The organism is Pseudomonas sp. (assembly GCF_046581935.1).
GTDB lineage: Bacteria > Pseudomonadota > Gammaproteobacteria > Pseudomonadales > Pseudomonadaceae > Aquipseudomonas.
On the sequence record NZ_JAYGFK010000028.1, the window covers coordinates 1 to 23,503 of the forward strand.

Consider the following 23,503-nt stretch of genomic DNA (forward strand, 5'->3'; position numbering starts at 1 on the left):
CGGGTTGAGCAGGCCGATGCCGAAGGCGGCAGTCTTGCCGCTGCCGGTCTTGGCCTGAGCAATCAGGTCCATGCCCTTGAGCATTACCGGCAGGCTCTGCGCCTGAATCGGGGTCATCTCGCTGTAACCGAGGGACTCGAGGTTCGCCAGCATGGCGGCGGAAAGCGGCAGAGAAGAGAAAGCGGTGTTGGTCACGGTACAGGCCTGCTAAACGAAATGGCGTGCAGTGTAACAGGCTGCGCTGCGTGGCTAGGTGCTATCAGGCGGCCGGTCTTTTGGGGCTAGAACAGGTCGATGGGGTCGACATCCAGCGACCAACGCACCGCGCGGCCGCTGGGCATCTGTTCCAACGCGTGCATCCATGTGTTGAGCAGTCGGTGCAGGGGCGCGCGGGCGTTGGCCTGTACCAGCAGCTGAGCACGATAGCGGCCGGCGCGGCGCTCCATCGGTGCCGGCACGGGGCCGAGCAGTTCGATGCCGCTGAGTTTCAGCTCGTCCAGCAGCAGCTCGGCTTCACTGCAGGCCTCGTCGAGGAAGCCTTCTGCCTGGCCTGGTTTGTGTGCTTCGGCGCGTAGCAGGGCGAGGTGGCAGAACGGCGGCAGGCCGGCGCTTCGACGTTCGCTGAGTGCTTGCTCGGCGAAGGCGAAGTAGCCCTGCTCAGTCAATTGCACCAGCAGCGGGTGGTCGGCCAGGTGGCTTTGGATAATTACCTTGCCGGGCTCTTCAGCGCGACCAGCACGCCCAGCCACCTGCACGATCAACTGGGCCATGCGTTCGCTGGCGCGGAAGTCCGCCGAAAACAGGCCACCGTCGGCATCGAGAATCGCCACCAAGGTGACGCGCGGGAAGTGATGGCCCTTGGCGAGCATTTGGGTGCCGACCAGAATGCACGGCTCGCCGCGTTGCACGGTATTGAACAAGGTGCTCATGGCTTCCTTGCGCGAGGTGCTGTCGCGGTCTACGCGCAACACCGGTACGTCCGGGAAGAGAATCTCCAGGCGCTCTTCGGCGCGCTCGGTGCCAGCACCCACCGGGCGCAGGTCGACGTTGTTGCATTTCGGGCAGTTGCTCGGCTGGCGCTCAGCATGGCCGCAGTGGTGGCAGCGCAACTCGCGCGAGCGCTGGTGCACTGTCATGCGTGCGTCACAGCGCGGGCATTCAGACAGCCAGCCGCAGTCATGGCAGAGCAGGGTGGGGGCGAAGCCGCGCCGGTTAAGGAATACCAGTACCTGCTGGCCCGCCTGCAAAGTCTGCGCGATGGCTTGTTGCATCGGCCCGGAAATCCCAGAGTCCAGCGGCCGGCTTTTTACATCTAGGCGCAGGAAGCGCGGTTGCTTGGCACCGCCGGCGCGCTCGCGCAGGTGCAGCATGGCGTAGCGGCCGCTGTGGGCGTTGTGCAGGCTCTCCAGCGAGGGTGTGGCCGAGCCGAGGACGATTGGGATGTTCTCTTGGTGCGCGCGTACTACGGCCAGGTCTCGGGCGTGGTAGCGCAGGCCTTCCTGCTGTTTATAGGAGGCGTCGTGCTCTTCATCGATGATGATCAGCCCCGGTCGCTGCATTGGCGTAAACAATGCCGAGCGGGTGCCGATGATGATGTCGGCCTCGCCATCACGGGCGGCCAGCCAGGCGTCCAGGCGCTCGCGGTCGTTCACTGCCGAGTGCAGTAGGGCGATGCGTGCGTTGAAGCGCTGCTCGAAGCGCGCCAAGGTCTGCGGGCCGAGGTTGATCTCTGGGATCAGCACCAGCGCCTGCTTGCCGGCTTCCAGGGTTTCGCGGATCAGCTGTAGATAAACTTCGGTCTTGCCGCTGCCGGTAACGCCCGCCAAGAGAAAGGCGTTGAAGCTGTCAAAGCCTGAGCGGATGGCTTCGGAGGCCGCGCGTTGCTCGGCATTCAGTGGCAGTTCTGGTTGCGCCAGCCAGTTAGCGTGGCGCTTGCTCGGGGCGTGACGACGCACCTCTACCTGAACCAAGCCTTTTTCCAGCAACAGGTCGAGGCTGTCTTTGTTCAGTTGCAGCTTGCTCAGCAATTGATGGGCGACGCCATGCGGGTGCTGGGCGAGGGTTTTTAAGGCGTCGCGCTGACGTGGGGCGCGGCTCAGGCGTGGGTCGTCCAGTTGCGCGCCCTCGCTGACCGACCAGAAGCGTTCCTGGCGCGCTTCTGCCGGCTCGCCCTGGCGCAGCAGCACCGGTAGCGCCCAGCTCAGGGTGTCGCCAAGGCTGTGCTGGTAATACTGTGCTGTCCACAGGCACAGCTTAAAAAATGCAGGTGGTAGCGGCGATTGCGCGTCCAGCAGTTGTAGGGCTGGCTTGAGTTTTTCTGCCGGTACTTCGCTGTGATCGGTCACTTCAATCAGGATGCCGATCATTTCCCGTCGGCCAAACGGCACGCGCAACCGTGCACCCGGCTGCAACGCGCTACGCGGCACACCGGCGGGGGCGCGGTAGTCGAACAGGCGGCGTAGCGGTGAGGGCAGGGCAAGGCGCAAAATGACGTCGGACAAACAGTGGCTCCTGTGATCAGCAGCGGTCGGCGAGGCGCGATCTTAGCATGCAGCCAATCGACGGCCGGCCTTGCGTCGCTGCGGTGCTCTGGTATTATCGCCGGCCTAATTCCGTGCGGTGCCTGACAATAGTGTCTGGTGGCGGCACGATAGCCCGAGGAATGACCATGAAAGCCGATATCCATCCTACTTACGAAGCCCTCACCGCTACTTGCAGCTGTGGCAACGTGATCGAAACTCGCTCCACTCTGACCAAGCCGCTGAGCCTGGACGTGTGCAACGAGTGCCACCCGTTCTACACCGGCAAGCAAAAAATGCTGGATACCGGCGGCCGTGTTGATCGCTTCAAGCAGCGTTTCGGCATGTTCGGCGCCAAGCAGTAAGCTTGCGCGCAGCGACGGAGACCCGCATGGGTTACCCCGAGCTACTGAAAAAGGCGTCCCTTGTGGGCGCCTTTTTCGTTTTCGGCTTTTACTTCGATGCCGCGCTGGCGTTCTGCCCAGCGCCGGGCAAGCTGCCGAGTGTCAAGGTGCAGCGCGTCGTGGACGGCGATACTTTGCGCCTGACTGACGGGCGCAGTGTGCGTTTGATTGGTCTGAATACGCCGGAGTTGGGTCGTAAAGGGCGTTCCGCTGAACCCTTCGCCGAGGCCGCTCGTAAACGCTTGCAGGCTTTGGTCGCCGCCAGTGATGGACGCGTTGCGTTGCAGCTCGGCCAGCAGGCCAGGGATCATTACGGGCGCACCCTGGCGCATGCTTATGACCAGCGTGGGCGCAACCTTGAGGCGCAATTGCTCAGCGAAGGCTTGGGCTATTTAGTGGCGGTCGCGCCTAATCTGGCGCTGGTGCAATGCCAACAAGCTGCCGAGCGCAGTGCCCGGCAAGCGCGTAGTGGGCTTTGGCAACGCGCCCCAGTGCAAGCGCCGAAACAGTTGAAGCGCGGCGGTTTTGCCTTGCTCCAGGGGCACGTCCGGCGCATCGAGCGTAATGCTGGCGGGCTATGGCTGGAGATGGACGATTCGCTGGTGCTGCATATTGCTCCGCGAGTGCTCGGCAATTTTGATCTGCGAGCGGTGCAAAGGCTCGAGGGGCGCAAGGTCGAAGCCCGTGGTTGGGTGATCGACCGTTCGGCGCGTGGTGGCGCTCGCGCGGGACAGGCGCGCTGGATGCTACCGTTGACCGATAAAGCCATGTTGGAGGCGTTGCTGTGATCCTGCGCGTAATGACGCTGCTCGCCCTGTTACTGCAGCTGGCAGGTTGCGCAGTCAATCCTGCTACTGGACGCACCAACTTCGTGATGATGAGCGAGCAGCAGGAGCTTGATCTCGGTCGCCGTTACAACCAGCAGATACTCAAGGAAAACCCGCGTTACGCTGACGAGAAGTTACAGGCCTACGTGCAGCAGGTTGGCGAGCGAGTGGCAAAGAGCAGTCACCGCAGTCAGCTGGCCTACCAATTCACCGTGGTCGATAGCCCGGATATCAACGCTTTTGCCTTGCCTGGTGGTTACATTTATATCCACCGTGGGCTATTGGCTTATCTCAGCTCGGAGGCTGAGCTGGCAGCCGTGCTGGGGCACGAAGTGGGCCACGTTACTGCGCGCCACAGCGTGCAACAGCAGAGTCAGTCGACCGCCTGGGGGCTTCTTGGTCAGGCTGTGGCGATGGGCACTGGCGTGGGTGCGGCCGCGGATGTCACCGGCGTAGTGGGCAATGCTTTTGTTCGCGGTTATGGCCGCGACATGGAACTAGAGGCCGATGGCCTGGGCGCGCAATATTTGGCCCGTAGCGGCTATGACCCGCAGGCGATGATTGAGGTGGTCAAGGTACTGAAGAATCAGGAAGACTTTGCTCGCGACCAGGCCGCCGAGCGCGGTGAGGCGCCGCCTGCCGGTGGTTACCACGGGTTGTTCGATACCCATCCGGATAACGACCGGCGTTTGCAGCAGGTGCTGGGGCCGGCACGGGCCTTGGCAGCTGGTCAGCAGGAGGTCAAGCGCGAGGCCTTTTTCAAGCGTCTGGAAGGACTGCCTTTTGGTGACTCCGCTGAAACCGGCGTGCGACGCGGTCAGCGCTTTTATCATGCGGATTTGAACTTCACTCTGGTATTTCCCCAAGGTTGGACGCTGCTTAATCGCCCAGATGCGTTGATTGGCCATACCGCCGATCAACAGGCGTTTATTGCCATGACGCTGGAGGATAACCCGCAGAAACTGACGCCGCTTGAACTGCTGCGCGAACGCGTCGGTGGGCAGCGACTGGTTGCGGGCAGTGAGCTGAAGCAGGCCGGGCTAACGGGTTATAGCGCGATTATTCCAGGCAGCGCTGCCAAGCGTGTGGCGGTTATTCAGCATGGTCAGCAGGTGTACTTGTTTGTCGCTGCCGTGCGAGGGCGAGCCTCGCTGGAAAGCCAGGACGAGCAGTTTTTAAGTGTGATCAAAAGCTTCCGGCCGATGACCCGGGCCGAGCACCAAGAAGCGCAACCGCTACGCCTGCATATGGTCAAGGTCAAAGCGGGGCAAACCATCGAGGCGTTGGCCAAGGGCAGCAAGCTGCCGGGTGACGCTCTGAAGACTCTGCGCTTGCTGAACAGTCTCTATCCCAGCGGTCAGCCGCGTCCTGGCGACTGGCTTAAGGTCGTGCGCTAAGGGTTGCGTGCGCATCCAGACTTACCAGTCTTGTGTAGCTGTATACAACTTGCGTATCCTCGCCGCCTGCCTGTTCAACAGCCCAAAGCGGAAATGCCACCATGTCTGATTTGAAAACTGCCGCTCTCGATTATCACGCTAATCCTCGTCCGGGTAAGCTGAGTGTCGAGTTAACCAAGCCCACTGCAACCGCACGCGACCTGTCTCTGGCTTACAGCCCGGGTGTCGCTGAACCTGTACGCGAAATTGCGCGTGACCCGGAGTTGGCATACCGCTACACCGGTAAAGGCAACCTGGTCGCAGTCATCTCTGACGGTACCGCTATTCTGGGTCTCGGCGACCTCGGTCCGTTGGCATCCAAGCCGGTAATGGAAGGTAAAGGCGTGCTGTTCAAGCGCTTTGCCGGGATCGACGTATTCGACATCGAAGTTGAGTCCGAGAGCCCGCAAGCCTTTATCGATACTGTACGTCGTATCGCGATCACCTTCGGTGGCATCAACCTGGAAGACATCAAAGCACCAGAGTGCTTTGAAATTGAACGCACGCTGATCGAACAGTGCGACATTCCAGTGTTCCACGATGACCAGCACGGCACCGCAATCGTGACTGCGGCCGGCATGCTCAATGCCCTGGAAATCGCCGGCAAGACCCTGCCGGAAGCCAAGATCGTCTGCCTGGGCGCTGGCGCAGCCGCTATCTCCTGCATGAAGTTGCTGGTGAGCATGGGCGCTAAGGTCGAGAACATCTTCATGGTCGACCGCAAGGGCGTGATCCATGCGGGCCGTGATGACCTCAACCAATACAAAGCAGTATTTGCCAGCGAAACCAGTAAGCGCACCCTGTCTGACGCGCTGGATGGTGCTGACGTGTTTGTCGGCCTGTCGGGTGCCAACCTGCTGGCTGCTGATGATCTCAAGCGCATGGCGCCAAGCCCGATCGTATTTGCTTGCTCCAACCCGGACCCGGAAATCAAACCGGAACTGGCTCATGCCGTGCGTGATGACGTAATCATGGCTACTGGTCGCTCTGATTACCCGAATCAGGTCAATAACGTACTGGGCTTCCCGTTCATCTTCCGTGGTGCACTGGACGTTCGCGCGACACGCATCAACGAAGATATGAAGATCGCTGCAGCCCTGGCGCTGCGTGACCTGGCCAAGCTGCCGGTACCGCAAGAAGTATGCGATGCCTATGGCGGTATTGCCCTGTCGTTCGGTCGCGAGTACATCATTCCGAAGCCGATGGACCCACGTCTGATCACTGTGGTGTGCGATGCAGTTGCCAAAGCTGCTATCGAGAGCGGCGTGGCTACTCTGCCGTATCCGGCGCATTACCCGCTACAGTCGGTTAATGACGTGTTTAACGGCTAAGCGATAAGCAATAAAAAACCCGCTACGGCGGGTTTTTTATTGCTTGTGATCCGGCGGCTGCCTGCTCAGTCAGACCTTTGTCTGCTGCCTTCAGAATAGATCGATTGGCGCGGACTCATCTGCCGGTAACGGGCTGCCTGGAATATTCATGCCAGGTTCAAACTCACCCATGGGTGGTGGTGAGTCTTCGCTTTTGAATAGCTCGAAATAGGCATTGGGTGTGTCTGGTGTCGCAGCCCGGCCGCTCAGTGGGTCAACTCGCAGCGTTAGTATTCCCTCTGGCTCAGGTAGGGTGTGGCTGGGCTTGTCCTTCAGCGCTGCGCTCATGTAGCTCATCCAGATTGGCAGTGCCACGGTGCCGCCATATTCATTGCGGCCAAGGCTTTCCGGTTGGTCGAAGCCGCTCCAGACGGTTGTGATGTAGTCGGCGTTGTAGCCGGAGAACCAGCTGTCTTTCGACTCGTTGGTAGTGCCGGTCTTGCCTGACAAGTCATCACGACCCATGGCCATGGCGCGACGTCCGGTGCCGCGTTTGATTACATCCTGCAGCATGCTGGTCATGATATAGGCCGTACGGCCGTCGATGATCTGTTCGGCGAGTACCGGTTCGGCTGGCTGTGGCTGATCACCTTCAGTAAGCGGCAGGCTGCTGCTCTGCTGCGCGTGTTGTTCAATGCCTGCAGGGGTCTGCGCGGGGTTGGCGCTGAACAGCTGCTTACCATTGCGGTCTGCAATGTGCTCAATGAGGTAGGGTTCAATCTTGTAGCCGCCATTGGCAAACGTGCTCCAGCCTTCGGCGATTTCCATCGGGGTAAGACTTGCAGTACCGAGTGCTAGCGAGAGGTTGGGCGGCAGATCCTTGCGTTCAAAGCCGAAGCGCTCAATGTAGCTGAGGGTGCTGTCGATGCCGAGGTCTTGCAGCAGGCGTATCGAAACCAGGTTGCGTGATCGGTACAAAGCCTCGCGTAGGCGAATTGGGCCGAGGAAGGTGTTGTTATCATTCTTCGGTCGCCAGACCTGCGATAGCGCATCGTCAGCAAAAACTATCGGTGCATCATTCACTAGGGTTGCGGCGGTATAGCCTTTATCCAGGGCGGCGCTATAGATGAACGGTTTGAAGCTCGATCCCGGCTGGCGTTTGGCCTGAGCCGCGCGGTTGTAGTTGCTCTGCTCAAAGGAAAAACCGCCGACCAGAGCGCGAATAGCGCCATTGTTTGGGTCAAGCGACACCAGTGCGCTCTGCGCTGCCGGCAGTTGGACAAAACTCAGGCTGCCGTCCTCCTGCTGCTGCACGCGTATCAGGTCGCCAATCTGGCTAACATCCGCCGGTTGTTGCGGTCGTGGCCCGAGGCTATTGGTGTTGAGGAACGGGCGCGCCCATTTCATGCTGTCCCAGGACACTGCCTGCTCTTCACCGTTACGCAGCAGCACCAGAATGCCGCTTTTCTCCACGCTGGTGACAATGGCTGGCTCCAGGCCGCCCAGGGTGGTCTGCTTGTTTAGTTCGATGATCCAGTTTTCTTTGGTCATGCCCGGCAGGCGGCTTTCGGGGCCGCGATAGCCGTGTCGTTGGTCGTAAGCGATTAAGCCTTCGCGTACTGCGTTATTGGCAGAAGTCTGCAGGTCGCTAGGAACGGTGGTCGTAACGTTGAAGCCTTCGGTATAGGCTTCGCTGCCATAGCGTCCGACCATCTCTGCTCTGGCCATTTCTGCAATGTAGGGGGCGGCTAGTTCTGGCGTAGAAACGTGATAGCTGACGTTTATGGGCTCCGCCAGTGCCTCTTCGTAACGCTGCTTATCAATACGGCCAAGGCCGTACATGCGGCCGAGAATCCAGTCACGTCGTTCAAGTGAGCGAGCTGGGTTAGCTAGCGGGTTGTAGCGTGATGGCGCTTTGGGCAGGCCGGCAATCATGGCCATCTGGGCCAGGCTGGTGTCGCGAATGGACTTGCCGTAATAAACCTGTGCTGCCGCCTCGATGCCGTAAGCGCGGTTACCGAGATAAATCTTGTTCACATAAAGTTCAAGAATTTCGTTCTTACTGAGCTCTCGTTCAATTTGCAGTGCTAGGAGTATCTCGTTGATCTTGCGCGAAAAACTTCTTTCATTGGTAAGGAAGAAGTTCTTTGCTACCTGCATGGTGATGGTGCTGCCACCAGACTGAATCTGGCCGCTCTTCAAAATTTGCGTTGCAGCGCGCATCAGGCTGCTAAGGTCGACGCCATAATGGTTAGCAAAATTATCGTCTTCTGCGGCCAGGAGGGCGTTGATGAAGTCCTGGGGGATGTCGGCGAAGGCGATTGGTGAACGGCGCATCTCGCCGAACTCGGCAATCAGTTTGGCGTCGCTGCTGTAGATGCGTAAGGGAATCTGCAGCTGGATACTGCGCAGTGATTCGACGGATGGAAGGCTAGGGCTAAGATAGAGGAAGGCCCCGCTAAAACTGAGCACCAAGCCACAAAAAATGGCGAGGCAAGACCAGCAGAAAAAACGCAAAAGACGCATCAAGATTTTTGGATTTCCAGATAAAAGAATGAGTTAAGTCAAGTACAAGCTTAAAAGAGAAAAACTGATCACATTATAAGCGTTTTTTTTGCCGGGTAGCCATTTGCGCTTCTGTCAAGACTGTTATTTAATGTGAAAAAACATAAATAGTCCGTAAGTCGCGGATGCCAATAGGAAATCGGTCGTGCTAGGGCTCTTCAATAAGAAAGCGAATACGCTACTCGGGATCGATATCAGTTCGACCTCCGTCAAGCTCCTCGAATTGAGTCGCTCCGGAAGCCGCTACAAAGTAGAGGCTTACGCTGTCGAGCCGCTCCCACCCAATGCTGTGGTTGAAAAGAACATCGCAGATCTAGAAGGGGTGGGGCAGGCCCTTACGCGCGTGCTTGCCAAAGCTAAGAGCGGTGTGAAAACAGTGGCGGTGGCGGTGGCAGGCTCGGCGGTGATTACCAAAACCATCGAAATGGAAGCCGGGCTTTCCGATGATGAACTTGAGAGTCAGCTAAAGATCGAGGCCGACCAGTACATCCCTTATCCACTCGAAGAAGTCGCAATCGATTTCGAAGTGCAGGGGGCGTCGCCGCGTAATGCCGATCGTGTCGAAGTACTGCTCGCTGCATGCCGTAAAGAGAATGTCGAAGTGCGCGAAGCAGCCTTGGCCCTCGCGGGACTGACAGCCAAGGTCGTTGATGTCGAAGCTTATGCGCTTGAACGTGCTTATGGGCTGTTGATTGAGCAACTTGGCGGTGGTCGGGATGAGCTTACTGTCGCTGTTGTCGATATTGGCGCAACCATGACCACACTCAGCGTCCTGCACAACGGTCGCACTATTTATACCCGTGAGCAGCTGTTTGGCGGTAAACAACTCACCGAAGAAATCCAGCGTCGCTATGGTTTGTCCGTTGAAGAAGCTGGTCTTGCCAAGAAGCAAGGTGGCTTACCAGATGACTATGACAGCGAAGTTCTGCAGCCGTTTAAGGAGGCGGTGGTTCAGCAGGTTGCACGTTCGTTGCAGTTCTTCTTCGCGGCCGGTCAGTTCAATGATGTTGACTACATCCTGTTGGCGGGCGGTACTGCGTCGATTCCAGATCTTGATCGTTTGATTCAGCAAAAAATAGGCACCCAGGCATTGGTCGCCAACCCATTCGCTGAAATGGCTCTGAGTGGCAGGGTCAATGCCGGCGTGCTCGCCAGTGATGCGCCAGCCTTGATGATTGCCTGTGGTCTGGCGATGAGGAGTTTCGACTAATGGCGCGGATTAACCTTCTACCCTGGCGCGAGCAGTTACGCGAAGAGCGCAAGCAGCGCTTTTTGGTAACGCTCGCGGGTGTGTTTGTTGTTGCTGCAGGTGCTGTCTTCCTTGGGGATCAATACTTGAGTGGTGCGATCGAGCAGCAGAATGCACGTAATGACTTTGTGCGCAAGGAAATATCTGTTCTCGATGCGCGAATTAAAGAAATCAGCGAGTTGAAGACGCGACGCGAGCAGCTTCTTGAGCGCATGAAGATTATTCAGGACTTGCAAGGTAATCGACCGATTATTGGGCGCGTCTTTGACCAGTTGGTTAGAACCTTGCCAGATGGTGTGTATTTTACTGGTGTAAAAATGACTGCAAAAAATATTGCAATCGTGGGCGCAGCTGAATCCAACAATCGCGTCTCTAACTTGATGCGTAATCTAGATGCCTCTGAATGGCTAACCGCTCCAAATTTGACAGAGGTTAAATCGGTAACTGCTGGTGCAGTTGATCAGGCAAATGTATTTAAGCTTAGCGTGCAGCAAACTCTGCCTGGGCTGGCGACAGAGGAGGCTAAGCAATGAGCCTTAGTGAATCGCTGGAAGGGTTGCGGAAAGTTGATTTAAGTGAACTTGACTTTAACAATGTCGGCTCTTGGCCTGCGGCGGTAAAATTTATTGCCGGGATTATATTGTTTGTGGCTGTTGTGGGGCTAGGGTACAACTTTCACTTGAAGGATTTGCAGAGCCAGTTGGAAGTACAGCAGGCTCAGGAACTTTCCCTAAAAGAGCAATTTTCCAGTAAGGCTTATAAGGCAGCTAATCTGGATGCATACAAGGAGCAGATGCAGGAAATGGAAGTGTCGTTCGGCGCTCTGTTAAAGCAGTTGCCGAGTGATACTGAGGTTCCCGGATTGTTGGAGGATATTACTCGTACGGGGCTGGGGAGTGGTCTGGAGTTTGAGGAAATAAAGCTTTTGCCCGAAGCTGCACAGCAGTTTTACATAGAGTTGCCGATTCAGATCAAGGTAGTAGGGACATATCATGACCTTGCGACATTTGTTAGTGGTGTTGCAAGTTTGCCTAGGATTGTAACCTTGCACGACTTTGATCTTGTTCCTGTTGAGAGTGATGGTGTCGCAACTCTAAGAATGAGCATCTTAGCGAAAACTTATCGCTATAACGAAAAAGGGGTAGCGAAATGAAAGTGTATCTACCTTTTCTGTTCTGCTCTGTTCTGCTGCTTAGCGGGTGTGGCGTTAGTCGAGATTTCTCGGATCTGCAGTCGTTTCTGGATGAGGTGCGTGCTCGTCCTAAAGGGTCAATTGAGCCGTTACCAAAATTCCAACCATATGAAAGCTTTACTTATGGCGCGGCTTCCCTGCGTAGTCCATTCCAGCCGCCAGTAAAAATTGACTTGGCTAGTCGCCAGAAAGGCTCTGCTGATATCAAGCCGGATGAGTCAAGGGTCAAGCAGTTTCTCGAAGACTTTAATATAGAAACGCTCCAGATGGTTGGGACGCTGGCTAATGATAGCGGGACCTTTGCTTTGATTAGCGGTTCGAGTGGTGTTCACCGAGTACGTGTCGGGGACTACCTAGGCCGTAATCACGGGCGTATTTTGGCTATTGACGACGCAAAAATTGATGTTGTTGAGATTGTCCCGGATGGTGAGGGCGGTTGGTTGGAGCGTCCGCGCAGCCTCTCTCTTAAGGAGCGCTCTTAAGTGAGTGAATTAGCTATGAAGAAAAACAATCTGTCTGCCCAACGGAACCTCCTAATGAATAGCTCTTTTTTGCGTCTTGGCCTTTCTCTTTCTGCGGTGCTTTTTTCTCCTTTTCTTTTAGCTGCTGATTTGCAGGCACTTGATGTAGCTGCTTTGCCTGGCGATAGAGTGGAGCTGAAACTGACGTTTGACGAACCAGTGCTTGCTCCTCGGGGTTATACAATCGAGCAGCCTGCACGAATTGCCCTTGATTTACCTGGTGTGGCGAACAAGCTAGGTCTGAAGAATAAAGAGCTGGGTGTGGGCAATGCCCGAAGCGTGACTGTGGTTGAAGCAAAGGATCGCACCCGGTTAATTATTAATCTGACAAATCTCTCGCCTTATAGCACTCGAACTGAGGGTAATGTGCTTTTTGTAGTTGTGGGTGATAGTGCCAAGGTCTCGGCAACTGCGCCAGTGCAAGCGGCTGCTCCTGTCGAGGCACCTTCAAAAAATTATGCGCCGCAAGAAAGAGTCATTAGTAATATAGATTTTCAGCGTGGTGAGCAAGGTGAGGGGAATGTTGTTGTTACATTTTCTGATGCTTCTGTCAGTCCTGATATTCAGGACCAAGGTGGTAAAATTCGGTTGAATTTTGCTAAGACACAACTACCAGAGGCATTGCGAGTTCGTCTGGATGTTAAAGATTTTGCAACGCCCGTACAGTTTGTAAGTGCGTCTGGCTCTGGTGGGCAAGCTAGTATTATTATCGAGCCGGCAGGTAGTTATGATTATCTTGCATATCAGGCAGATAATAAATTAACAATAAGCATCAAGACTTTGACTCAGGATCAAGTTGATAAGCGTAAAAGTGAAAGTTTTGCTTACGCGGGTGAAAAGCTTTCGTTGAATTTTCAGGATATTGATGTTCGTTCGGTACTTCAGCTAATTGCTGACTTCACTGATCTAAACTTGGTCGCAAGTGATACTGTCAATGGAAATATCACGCTACGTTTACAGAATGTTCCTTGGGATCAGGCGCTGGACTTGGTTCTTAAAACCAAGGGGTTAGATAAGCGTAAAGTTGGTAATGTGCTGTTGGTTGCTCCGGCGGACGAAATTGCCGCCCGTGAGCGTCAGGAGCTCGAGTCGCAGAAGCAGATTGCCGAGCTAGCGCCGCTTCGTAGAGAGCTGATTCAGGTCAACTATGCCAAAGCCTCTGATATGGCTAAGCTTTTTCAGTCAGTTACTAGCGCCGAGGGTGCAGGCGATGATCGTGGCTCTGTGACGGTGGATGATAGAACTAATAGTATTATTGCGTACCAGACTCAAGAGCGGCTTGATGAGCTTCGTCGTATCGTTTCGCAGTTGGATATACCGGTGCGTCAGGTTATGGTCGAAGCCCGAATAGTCGAGGCAAGTGTCGATTTCGACAAGTCACTTGGTGTTGAGTGGCGAGGCGTTAGTTTGGGTGACGATAAATTTATAGTTGGTGGTACTAATAGCCTAGTTAAAAATAGTGATCCGCTTGAAACTCAGGCAGGTACGTTTGTTGATTTGGGTGCGTCTGGTGGAAACGTTGGGTTGAATCTTGGGTTTATTACTAATAATGCCTTGCTAGATCTTGAGTTGTCGGCAATGGAGAAGACAGGCAATGGTGAGGTTATTTCGCAGCCAAAGGTGGTAACGTCTGACAAAGAAACAGCAAAAATCCTCAAGGGCTCTGAGGTTCCCTACCAAGAAGCAAGCTCCAGTGGTGCAACATCTACTTCGTTTAAAGAAGCGGCTCTTGCTTTGGAGGTTACGCCACAGATCACGCCTGACAACCGGATTATTATGGAGGTAAAAGTAACTAAGGATGCGCCTGACTTTACAAATGCTGCTTCTAGTGGTGGTGTGCCGGCAATATCTAAAAACGAAGTGAATGCGAAAGTTTTGGTCGCCGATGGTGATACGATTGTCATCGGTGGCGTATTTACTAATACCCAGAGCAAGTCGGTGGATAAAGTGCCGTTGCTTGGCGATATTCCTTACATTGGTAGTTTGTTCCGGCGTGAACTTGTCAAAGATAGTAAGTCTGAGCTGCTAATTTTCCTCACTCCGCGCATCATGAACAACCAGGCCATCGCGGTGAGTCGTTGACTAAGTGCGTAATTTTATTCTCGTAGGGCCGATGGGGGCTGGTAAAAGCACCATCGGCCGTTTGCTTGCTAAAGAGTTGCACTTACCGTTCAAGGACTCCGATAAAGAGATTGAGCAGCGTACCGGTGCAGATATTCCTTGGATTTTTGATGTGGAGGGTGAGCAGGGTTTTCGTGAGCGCGAGCAGGTAGTGATCGCAGATCTTTGCAGTGTTGATGGCATTGTCATGGCTACGGGTGGTGGTGCTGTTATGCGCGCTGAAAATCGTGCGGCCTTGAGGCGTGGTGGTCGTGTGGTCTATTTGCATGCTTCTGTTGAGCAGCAAGTGGATCGCACGTCTCGTGATCGAAATCGCCCGCTGTTGCGCGCTGCAGACCCTAGCCAGGTTTTGGCTGAGCTGTTGGCAGTTCGAGATCCGCTTTATCGTGAGATAGCCGATATTATCGTGGAAACCGATGAGCGCCCTCCACGGTTGGTTGTGCAAGAAATTCTTGAGCGTATTGAAGCGCTCTCCCCCCGTTAAAGCGCAGGCTGAACTGCGCTATCCTAGGCTCCTTTGCAAATAGGGGGCTTTATGCAGACTCTTCATGTCGACCTAGGTGACCGTAGCTACCCGATCTATATCGGCGCTGAGTTGTTAGCTCGCGGAGACTTTTTATCGGCCCATATAGTGGGTCGGCAGGTCGCAATCGTTACCAATGAGACTGTTGCTCCTCTATATCTCGAGGTACTTAAGCGTGCGCTTTCCAGTTATGCCGTCACGACCGTGGTTCTGCCTGATGGTGAGCGTTATAAAACCTGGGAAACCCTACAGCTGATTTTTGATGGGTTATTGGGGGGGCGGCATGATCGCCGCACAACAGTGATTGCCTTGGGTGGTGGGGTGATTGGTGATATGGCGGGTTTTGCGGCGTCTTGTTATCAGCGCGGCGTTAACTTTATTCAGGTGCCGACCACTTTGCTGTCGCAGGTAGATTCATCTGTTGGTGGTAAGACGGGCATCAATCATCCGCTAGGTAAGAATATGGTTGGCGCTTTCTACCAGCCGCAGGCCGTTTTGATTGATACCGCCACGCTGGGAACGTTGCCAGCTCGCGAGCTTTCGGCAGGGCTGGCGGAGGTCATAAAGTACGGTTTGATCTGTGATGAGCCATTTTTAGCTTGGCTGGAAGAGCATATGCCAGCATTGCGTGAGCTGGATCAGTCAGCTTTGACTGCCGCTATTTCCCGCTCCTGCGCCGCCAAGGCGCGTGTGGTTGCAGCGGATGAGCGTGAGTCTGGGGTGAGAGCTACCCTGAACCTTGGTCATACGTTTGGCCACGCGATTGAGACTCATCAGGGTTACGGTAATTGGCTGCATGGTGAGGCGGTGGCCACGGGCACGGTCATGGCTCTTGATATGTCTGAGCGCCTAGGCTGGATTACTGCGGCTGAGCGTGAGCGTGCTGTGCGCTTGTTTGTTGCTGCCGGCTTGCCGGTTGTGCCGCCTCAGAGTATGACCGCTGCGGATTTTGTGGAGCATATGGCGGTCGATAAGAAAGTTATCGATGGGAAGTTGCGCCTGGTTTTGCTGCGCGGCTTGGGTGAAGCAGTTGTGACCGGTGATTTCCCCCGAGAAATTTTGAATGCCACGCTGAGCGCAGATTATGCGGCGCAGCTGGCTCAGCTTAAAAATTAACGAGTGTCCCATGACAAGTCTGCATGCTGATGAGGCGTTTCTCGATCATTACCACTTTACTCACGACCCCTTTGCTTCGCGGGTGCCGGGATTCAAGTTTTTCCCGGCGCAGCGCAAGCCTGTGCTTGGTCAACTGCATCACCTAGCGCGCTACAGCCAATTGCTGCTGGTGGTCAGTGGTCCGGATGGTAGTGGTAAAACTTTACTGCGCCAGGCCTTGGTTGCGAGCACCAATAAAGAATCAGTGCAGAGTGTGGTTGTGTCGGCCAAGGGGGCTTCTGATCCTGCCAGTATTTTGCGTCAGGTGGCGTTGAGGTTGCAGGTCTCTCGGCCTGAGTTGCCTGCCATTCTTGCGCAGGTCGGACAGTTAGCCTTGCTTGGGCAGGAAGTCTATGTGCTGGTTGATGACGCTGAGGATCTTAGCGATGCGGCGTTAACCAGCTTGTTAAGCCTGGCGCTCGGCGATGCGGAGGGGCGGCCGCATGTGTTTCTTTTTGCTGAATCGCAGCTGCTGTCGCGTCTTGAGCAAGTGGCGGCAGGCGATGAGTGTTTTCATGTCATAGAACTAGAACCTTATGCTGAGGAAGAGACGCGGGAGTACTTGGCTCAGCGTCTTGAGGGGGCGGGGCAGGGCATCGATGTATTGAGTGATGACCAGGTTGCGGATATTCATGAGCAATCTGCGGGCTGGCCTGGTGCAATCAACCAGGTTGCGCGTGAGGTGTTGATAGAGGCCATGTTGGTGCACCGTAGTGCGGCGGGTCGTGGCGGCTTTTCATTTAGCCTGCCACGCAAGCACCTATTGGCTCTTGGCGTTGTGGCTATCGCTGTTTTGGCTGCGTGGTTTATGCGGGGGCGTGTCGCTGAAACTGTTGATACGCCTGTAGTTGCGCAGCTGCCGCTTGGTGAGCCTGCTCCGCCAGCGGTGGTTGCTGATCCGAGTGCCCCTGCCATTCAGTTTGAGGGGGCAAATCAGCCACTGCCGCTACCTTTGGTTGGTGAGGCGCAGCCGGTTATTCGCGAGCCTTTAGCTCAGGCTGCCGGTTTGAGTGGTGCGGAGGAGTCCGAAACCGCGAGTGCTTCTGTTGCTCCTGAGCCGGTTGCTGATATCACGCCTGTGCGGCCAGTAATTGCTCCCGTTGCCCCGCCTGTCCCTGAGCCGGTCAAGGTAGCGCCTGCGGTGGTGCCAGAGGTTAAGCCTGCGCCTGCAGTGGCGCCTGCGGCGGCACCGGCTAAGCCGCAATCTGCCGTTGCGATTGCCAAGCCTGTGGCTGCGGATTGGTATGCTGCTCAAGCGGGCTCGCGCTTTACCCTGCAAATACTGGGTGTCCGCTTGGAAAGTGGTGCGCAAGCCTTCGTCAAAGCCCATGGCGCTGATTATCGCTACTTCAAGAAGCAGCATCAGGGTAAGCCGCTGTATGTGGTGACCTATGGCAGTTTTGCGACGCGTGATGCTGCGCAGGCGGCCTTGCGTGCTTTGCCTGCCAAAGTGCAGGCTGGCAAGCCATGGCCGCGTAATTTCGCCGGCATTCAACAAGAGATTGTTCAGGCGCGCTAACTGATACACTGCCGAGCTTTCCGCTGACTAGCCAGTCGTGATCACGACCGGTTAGTCTTGTCGTTCGTTTTCGCGACATAAGTTTTCGAATTTTCGTCACTTGGATTTGTGACGGCTTGGGTGGATATGTACAATGACTGCCCTTTCGCCTGCGCAAAGCTGGGGCTTTGCCCTGCGCGCACGGTAAGCGGTTGAATTAGAAAGTAATTGCCTTGTGATAGGCCGTCTGGTGAGAGTCCCTATGAAAGCAGGTTTGTACCGTCCTGATGAGTTCAAGGATAACTGCGGCTTCGGCCTTATTGCCCATATGCAGGGTGAGGCTAGCCATCACCTGCTGCAGACCGCGATTGAAGCCCTGACATGCATGACCCACCGTGGCGGGATCAACGCCGACGGTAAGACCGGTGACGGTTGCGGTCTGCTGATCCAGAAGCCTGATGCTTTCCTGCGGGCCATGGCCCAGCAACACTTTGCTGTCGAACTGCCTAAGCAGTACGCCGTGGGCATGGTGTTCCTCAACCAGGATCCCGTTAAAGCAGAGGCCGCTCGCGAAAACATGAATCGCGAGATTCTTGCTGCCGGCCTGAGCCTGGTCGGCTGGCGTAAAGTGCCAATCGACACCAGCGTGCTTGGTCGTCTGGCGCTTGAGCGTCTGCCGCAGATCGAGCAGGTGTTTATTGGTGGTGAAGGCCTGTCCGATCAGGAGTTCGCGATCAAGCTGTTCAGTGCCCGTCGTCGCTCCTCGGTGGCGAATGCCGCTGACAGCGATCACTACATTTGCAGCTTTTCGCACAAGACCATCATCTACAAAGGTCTGATGATGCCGGCCGACCTGCAGCAGTTCTACCCGGACCTGGGTGACGAGCGCTTGCAGACTGCCATTTGTGTATTCCACCAGCGTTTCTCTACCAACACCTTGCCGAAGTGGCCGCTGGCTCAGCCGTTCCGCTTCCTGGCGCACAACGGTGAAATCAACACCATCACCGGTAACCGCAACTGGGCGCAGGCGCGTCGTCTGAAGTTTGCCAACGATCAGATCTTTGATCTGGAAGACCTCGGCCCGCTGGTCAACCGCGTGGGTTCCGACTCTTCGAGCATGGACAACATGCTTGAGCTGATGGTCACCGGTGGCATTGACCTGTTCCGTGGCGTGCGCATGATCATTCCGCCAGCCTGGCAGAACGTCGAAACCATGGACGCCGATCTGCGTGCGTTCTATGAGTACAACTCCATGCATATGGAGCCCTGGGATGGTCCGGCCGGTGTGGTACTCACCGATGGCCGCCATGCTGTGTGCCTGCTTGATCGTAACGGTCTGCGTCCGGCGCGCTGGGTTACTACCACTAACGGCTACATCACCCTCGCCTCGGAAATTGGCGTGTGGAACTATCAGCCTGAAGACGTTATTGCCAAGGGTCGTGTTGGCCCTGGGCAGATTCTTGCGGTCGATACTGAAACCGGACAAATCCTCGGCAGCGACGATATTGATAATCGCCTGAAGTCGCGTCATCCCTACAAGCAGTGGATGCGCAAGAGTGCCACGCGCATTCAGGCGACCATGGAAGACAACGACCATGGTTCGGCCTTCTACGACCAGAGCCAGCTCAAGCAGTACATGAAGATGTACCAGGTCACCTTCGAGGAGCGTGATCAGGTGCTGCGTCCGCTCGGCGAGCAGGGCCAGGAAGCTGTGGGTTCGATGGGCGACGACACGCCAATGGCGGTGTTGAGTCAGCGCGTACGTTCAACCTACGACTATTTCCGTCAGCAGTTTGCCCAGGTCACCAACCCGCCGATCGACCCGCTGCGTGAAGCCATCGTCATGTCGCTGGAGATCTGCCTCGGTGCCGAGCGCAATATCTTCGAAGAGTCGCCAGAGCATGCCGCACGAGTAATCCTGAGCAGCCCGGTGATTTCGCCGGCCAAGTGGCGCGCCTTGATGAACCTGGATCGCCCAGGCTTCGAGCGTCAGATGATCGACATGAACTACGACGAGTCGCTCGGACTGGAAGCGGCTGTGCGTAATATGGCTGATCAGGCTGAAGAGGCCGTGCGTGCTGGCAAGGTGCTGTTGGTCCTGTCTGACCGTCACATTGCCCCAGGCAAGCTGCCTGCTCATGCCTCACTGGTCACCGGTGCGATTCATCACCGTTTGACCGAAAAAGGCCTGCGTTGCGACTGCAACATCCTGGTCGAGACCGCTACTGCCCGCGATCCGCATCACTATGCGGTGCTGCTCGGCTTTGGCGCGTCGGCGGTTTATCCGTTCCTCGCCTATGAAGTGCTGGGTGATCTGATTCGTACCGGCGAAGTGCTGGGCGATTTGTATGAAGTGTTCAAGCATTACCGCAAAGGCATCTCCAAGGGCCTGCTGAAGATCCTCTCGAAGATGGGTATCTCCACGGTTGCCTCTTACCGTGGTGCGCAGCTGTTTGAAGCGGTCGGCCTGGCTGATGACGTTACCGAGATGTGCTTCCGTGGTGTGGCCAGCCGCATCAAAGGTGCGCGCTTCGTCGATATCGAAGCCGAGCAGAAGTTGCTGGCTGCTGAAGCCTGGAACGTTCGTAAGCCGATCCAGCAAGGTGGCTTGCTTAAGTTTGTTCACGGCGGCGAGTACCACGCCTACAACCCGGATGTGGTCAACACCCTGCAGGCAGCTGTACAGCAAGGCAGCTACGAGAAATTCAAGGAATACACCACGCTGGTGGATACCCGTCCGGTGTCGATGCTGCGCGACTTGCTGCAACTTAAACTGGCCGATCAGCCCTTGGCGATGGATCAGGTTGAACCGATGGAGGCGATCCTCAAGCGCTTCGACTCCGCCGGTATCTCCCTGGGCGCACTGTCGCCGGAAGCCCACGAGGCCATCGCCGAGGCGATGAACCGCCTGGGCGCACGCTCCAACTCCGGTGAGGGCGGTGAAGACCCTGCCCGTTACGGCACTGTGCGCAGCTCGAAAATCAAGCAGGTGGCCACTGGCCGTTTCGGCGTAACGCCGGAGTACCTGGTTAACGCCGAAGTACTGCAGATCAAGGTTGCCCAAGGCGCTAAGCCTGGTGAAGGCGGGCAGCTGCCTGGCGGTAAGGTCAACGGTCTGATCGCCAAACTGCGTTATGCCGTGCCGGGTGTGACCCTGATTTCGCCGCCGCCGCACCATGACATCTACTCCATCGAAGACTTGGCGCAGCTGATCTATGACCTCAAACAGGTCAACCCGGCTGCTCTGGTGTCGGTCAAGCTGGTAGCAGAGGCCGGTGTCGGCACCATTGCCGCCGGTGTGGCCAAGGCTTATGCCGACCTGATCACCATCTCCGGCTACGACGGCGGAACCGGCGCATCACCGCTGACCTCGATCAAGTACGCCGGCGCGCCGTGGGAACTCGGCCTGGCCGAAACCCACCAGACCCTGCGCGGCAATGACCTGCGCGGCAAGGTGCGCGTGCAGACCGACGGCGGCCTGAAAACCGGCCTCGACGTGATTAAAGCCGCCATCCTCGGTGCCGAAAGCTTCGGCTTTGGTACTGCACCGATGATTGCCTTGGGTTGTAAGTACCTGCGTATCTGTCACCTGAACAACTGCGCCACCGGCGTGGCAACGCAGAACGACAAGCTGCGCAAGGATCACTTCATCGGCACCGTCGAAATGGTGATGAACTTCTTCACTTTTGTGGCCGAAGAAACCCGTGAGTGGCTGGCCAAGCTGGGCGTACGTAGCTTGGAAGAGCTGATTGGGCGTACCGATCTGTTGGACATGCTGCCGGGTGAAACCGACAAGCAAGGCCATCTGGATCTGACGCCGCTGCTCGGCAGCGACCACATCCCCGCCGACAAGCCGCAGTTCTGCCTGGTTGACCGCAACCCGCCGTTCGACGAAGGCCTGTTGGCCGAGAAGATGGTTGAGTTGGCCAAACCGGCAATCGATGCCGCTAGCGGTGCTGAGTTCGAGCTGGATATCTGCAACTGTGACCGCTCGATTGGTGCCCGTGTCTCCGGCGAAATCGCCCGTGTGCATGGCAACCAGGGCATGGCCAAGGCGCCGATTACCTTCCGCTTCAAGGGCACTGCGGGTCAGAGCTTCGGCGTGTGGAACGCTGGTGGCCTGAACCTGTACCTGCAAGGCGACGCCAACGACTACGTCGGCAAGGGTATGACCGGCGGCAAGCTGGTGATCACCCCGCCCAAAGGCAGTCCGTTCAAGACTCAGGACAGTGCCATTATTGGTAACACCTGTCTGTACGGTGCAACTGGCGGCAAGTTGTTCGCCGCCGGCACTGCAGGTGAGCGCTTTGCTGTGCGTAACTCCGGTGCTCACACCGTAGTGGAAGGTACTGGCGATCATTGCTGCGAGTACATGACCGGTGGTTTTGTCTGTGTGCTGGGCAAGACCGGCTACAACTTCGGTTCCGGCATGACCGGCGGTTTCGCCTACGTGCTGGATCTGGATAACAGCTTCTACGACCGCGTAAACCATGAGTTGGTGGAAATTCAGCGGATCAACAATGAGTCGATGGAGGCCTACCGTAGCCACCTGGAGCGCGTACTCGTCGAGTACGTCCAGGAAACATCGAGTGAGTGGGGCGCGTACCTGCTGGAAAACCTGGACGACTACCTGCGCAAGTTCTGGCTGGTCAAACCGAAGGCGGCAAGCCTGAAATCGTTGCTCTCCAGCACCCGTGCCAACCCGCAATAAGAATGCGCCTGAAGTGGTTTGATGAGGTATTGCAATGACTGAACGTCTGAATAACGACTTCCAGTTCATCGAGGTCGGGCGCAAAGACCCGAAGAAGAAACTGTTGCGTCAGCGTAAGAAAGAGTTTGTCGAGATTTACGACAACTTCAAACCTGCGCAAGCGGCCGACCAGGCGCATCGTTGCCTGGGTTGCGGCAACCCGTATTGCGAGTGGAAGTGCCCGGTGCACAACTTCATTCCCAACTGGTTGAAGCTGGTGTCTGAGGGCAACATCCTCGCCGCTGCGGAGCTGAGCCACCAAACCAACACCCTGCCGGAAGTCTGCGGCCGGGTGTGTCCGCAGGATCGTCTGTGTGAAGGTGCTTGCACCCTTAACGACGGCTTCGGCGCGGTGACCATTGGCTCGGTGGAGAAGTACATCACCGACACGGCGTTTGCCATGGGCTGGCGTCCGGACATGTCCGGCGTGGTACCGACAGGTAAGCGCGTTGCGGTAATCGGTTCCGGCCCTGCGGGCTTGGGCTGTGCTGACGTGCTGGTGCGCGCCGGTGTAACCCCAGTGGTGTTCGACAAGAACCCGGAAATCGGTGGTCTGCTGACCTTCGGTATTCCCGAGTTCAAGCTGGAAAAGACCGTGCTGAGCCATCGCCGTGAAGTCTTCACCGGCATGGGCGTCGAGTTTCGCCTGAACACCGAGATCGGCAAAGACATCAGCATGCAGCAGTTGCTGGATGAGTACGATGCCGTATTTATGGGCATGGGCACTTACACCTACATGAAGGGCGGTTTTCCTGGTGAAGACTTGCCGGGTGTGCATGACGCGTTGGATTTCCTCATCGCCAACGTCAACCGCAACCTCGGTTTCGAGAAGTCGCCAGAAGACTTTATCGACATGAAGGGCAAGCGCATTGTCGTGCTCGGCGGTGGTGACACCGCGATGGATTGCAACCGCACCTCGATCCGGCAGAACGCCAAGAGCGTCACCTGCGCCTATCGCCGTGACGAAGAAAACATGCCGGGTTCGCGCAAGGAAGTGAAGAACGCCAAGGAAGAGGGTGTGAAGTTCCTCTTCAATCGCCAGCCTATCGCCATTGTTGGTGAAGACAAGGTTGAAGGCGTCAAGGTCGTCGAGACTCGTCTAGGCGAGCCGGATGCCCGTGGTCGTCGCAGCCCTGAGCCGATTCCGGGTTCCGAGGAAATCATCCCGGCCGAAGCTGTGTTGATCGCCTTCGGTTTCCGTCCAAGCCCAGCAGCGTGGTTCACGGACTTCAAGATCGACACCGACAGCCAGGGCCGTGTAGTGGCGCCGGAGCAGAGCCAGTTCAAGCATCAGACCAGCAACCCGAAAATCTTCGCCGGTGGCGACATGGTTCGTGGTTCTGATTTGGTGGTGACGGCGATCTTCGAAGGCCGTAATGCAGCTGAAGGTATCCTCGACTACCTCGGCGTGTAACGACCGAGCGGCGAGACCG

The 23,503-nt window shown here is 56.4% G+C and carries 17 protein-coding genes; 14 read left to right on the forward strand and 3 right to left on the reverse strand.

The window, feature by feature from the left end; all coding sequences use genetic code 11:
- Together VCA57_RS22490 and VCA57_RS22495 are read right to left on the reverse strand one after the other, a co-directional pair.
- Positions 1-195 (reverse strand): DEAD/DEAH box helicase (locus tag VCA57_RS22490; protein WP_411187817.1); only part of this gene is annotated, 195 nt, incomplete at its 3' end.
- 86 nt (positions 196-281) lie between these two features.
- Positions 282-2,501, reverse strand: coding sequence for a primosomal protein N' (locus VCA57_RS22495; protein ID WP_411187819.1), 2,220 nt, complete (start codon positions 2,499-2,501; stop codon positions 282-284).
- Between the two features lie 167 nt (positions 2,502-2,668).
- Between VCA57_RS22495 and rpmE the strand changes: the two genes are divergently transcribed.
- From rpmE to VCA57_RS22515, 4 genes are all read left to right on the forward strand, one after another.
- Entirely contained in the window at positions 2,669-2,884 is a 216-nt protein-coding gene (rpmE, locus tag VCA57_RS22500) for a 50S ribosomal protein L31 (RefSeq protein WP_411187821.1), read from the forward strand.
- Positions 2,885-2,910: 26 nt separating this feature from the next.
- Positions 2,911-3,711 (forward strand): thermonuclease family protein, encoded by an 801-nt coding sequence (locus VCA57_RS22505; protein WP_411187823.1) that lies wholly within the window; start codon positions 2,911-2,913, stop codon positions 3,709-3,711.
- Between the two features lie 11 nt (positions 3,712-3,722).
- Positions 3,723-5,147 (forward strand): M48 family metalloprotease, encoded by a 1,425-nt coding sequence (locus VCA57_RS22510; RefSeq protein WP_411188108.1) that lies wholly within the window; start codon positions 3,723-3,725, stop codon positions 5,145-5,147.
- Positions 5,148-5,248: 101 nt separating this feature from the next.
- Positions 5,249-6,517, forward strand: coding sequence for a malic enzyme-like NAD(P)-binding protein (locus tag VCA57_RS22515; protein WP_411187825.1), 1,269 nt, complete (start codon positions 5,249-5,251; stop codon positions 6,515-6,517).
- A 90-nt stretch (positions 6,518-6,607) separates the two neighbouring features.
- Here VCA57_RS22515 and VCA57_RS22520 read toward each other — a convergent pair whose 3' ends face one another.
- Positions 6,608-9,022, reverse strand: a complete 2,415-nt coding sequence (locus tag VCA57_RS22520; RefSeq protein ID WP_411188110.1) for a penicillin-binding protein 1A — start codon at positions 9,020-9,022, stop codon at positions 6,608-6,610.
- A 184-nt stretch (positions 9,023-9,206) separates the two neighbouring features.
- Here VCA57_RS22520 and VCA57_RS22525 point away from each other — a divergent pair, with 184 nt between their 5' ends.
- The 10 genes from VCA57_RS22525 to VCA57_RS22570 all read left to right on the forward strand — a co-directional run bounded on the left by VCA57_RS22525 (position 9,207) and on the right by VCA57_RS22570 (position 23,484).
- Positions 9,207-10,271, forward strand: coding sequence for a pilus assembly protein PilM (locus tag VCA57_RS22525; RefSeq protein ID WP_411187827.1), 1,065 nt, complete (start codon positions 9,207-9,209; stop codon positions 10,269-10,271).
- The gene (gene pilN / locus VCA57_RS22530) at positions 10,271-10,843 is read left to right on the forward strand and encodes a type 4a pilus biogenesis protein PilN (RefSeq protein ID WP_411187829.1); all 573 of its coding nucleotides are present in this window, start codon (positions 10,271-10,273) and stop codon (positions 10,841-10,843) included. The genes VCA57_RS22525 and pilN overlap by 1 nt, the downstream gene beginning before the upstream one ends.
- A complete protein-coding gene (gene pilO / locus VCA57_RS22535; protein ID WP_411187832.1) occupies positions 10,840-11,463 on the forward strand; it encodes a type 4a pilus biogenesis protein PilO in 624 nt (207 codons plus the stop codon). Before pilN ends, pilO begins: the two co-directional genes overlap by 4 nt.
- Positions 11,460-11,984 carry a type 4a pilus biogenesis lipoprotein PilP gene (gene pilP / locus VCA57_RS22540; RefSeq protein ID WP_411187834.1) on the forward strand — a complete coding sequence of 175 codons (525 nt, stop codon included), beginning with the start codon at positions 11,460-11,462 and terminating at the stop codon, positions 11,982-11,984. The genes pilO and pilP overlap by 4 nt, the downstream gene beginning before the upstream one ends.
- Before the next feature lie 54 nt (positions 11,985-12,038).
- Positions 12,039-14,105 (forward strand): type IV pilus secretin PilQ, encoded by a 2,067-nt coding sequence (pilQ, locus tag VCA57_RS22545; protein WP_411188112.1) that lies wholly within the window; start codon positions 12,039-12,041, stop codon positions 14,103-14,105.
- Between the two features lie 4 nt (positions 14,106-14,109).
- Positions 14,110-14,628, forward strand: coding sequence for a shikimate kinase AroK (gene aroK, locus VCA57_RS22550; protein ID WP_411187836.1), 519 nt, complete (start codon positions 14,110-14,112; stop codon positions 14,626-14,628).
- Between the two features lie 51 nt (positions 14,629-14,679).
- The gene (aroB, locus tag VCA57_RS22555) at positions 14,680-15,783 is read left to right on the forward strand and encodes a 3-dehydroquinate synthase (protein WP_411187838.1); all 1,104 of its coding nucleotides are present in this window, start codon (positions 14,680-14,682) and stop codon (positions 15,781-15,783) included.
- Between the two features lie 10 nt (positions 15,784-15,793).
- A complete protein-coding gene (locus tag VCA57_RS22560; protein WP_411187840.1) occupies positions 15,794-17,341 on the forward strand; it encodes an SPOR domain-containing protein in 1,548 nt (515 codons plus the stop codon).
- Between the two features lie 241 nt (positions 17,342-17,582).
- Positions 17,583-22,031: a glutamate synthase large subunit gene (gene gltB, locus VCA57_RS22565; protein ID WP_411187842.1), complete on the forward strand. Its 4,449-nt coding sequence runs from the start codon at positions 17,583-17,585 to the stop codon at positions 22,029-22,031.
- A gap of 34 nt (positions 22,032-22,065) precedes the next feature.
- Positions 22,066-23,484 (forward strand): FAD-dependent oxidoreductase, encoded by a 1,419-nt coding sequence (locus VCA57_RS22570; RefSeq protein ID WP_411187844.1) that lies wholly within the window; start codon positions 22,066-22,068, stop codon positions 23,482-23,484.
- Positions 23,485-23,503 lie beyond the last annotated feature (19 nt).